Here is a 456-nt window from a genome sequence, read left to right as displayed (position 1 = left end):
CAGGCGCGAGAAGGAATCGTTGACCTGGACGATGTAGCCGGCCGGGTCGGTGACCATGATCGCCGCCGTGGAGTGTTCGAATACCGTCGCCGCCATCCGCAGCTCGCGTTCGGCGCGGCGCTGCTGGCTGATGTCGCGGGCGATGCCGAGCAGGCCTTCGAAGCGGTCGTGCTCGTCCCACATCAGGACGATCCGCAGTTCGATGGGAATCTTGCGTCCGTCGGCGCGCAGGCAGTCGAGGGCGAACAGATGCTGGCCAGGGTTTTCCCGCAGCTCGGCGAGCTTCTGGCGGTCGCCGATGGCGTGCCGCACGCGGCGCAGCAGGCCGTTCAGGCGGCCGAGCTGGCGCGGGTTGGTGGCGGTCTGATGGAGGCCGTTGAGCAGCGCCCATTCCGGGCTGTAGCCGAACACGTGCTGTACCGAGGGGCTGACGTAGCTGGCGTTGAGTTCGGCGTC

Annotated in this window: 1 protein-coding gene; it reads right to left on the bottom strand. The window is 68.0% G+C overall.

Features of this window, described 5'->3' with window-relative positions:
* On the bottom strand, nucleotides 1-456 hold a 456-nt coding region (locus tag FLP08_RS17005; protein ID WP_156278111.1), incomplete at both ends, for a PAS domain-containing protein.

Origin of the sequence: Christiangramia aestuarii (assembly GCF_009735585.1) — a bacterium.
GTDB lineage: Bacteria > Bacteroidota > Bacteroidia > Flavobacteriales > Flavobacteriaceae > Christiangramia > Christiangramia aestuarii.
Note: the sequence above shows the minus strand (reverse complement) of the source record. Positions and strands in the feature narration are given on the sequence as shown.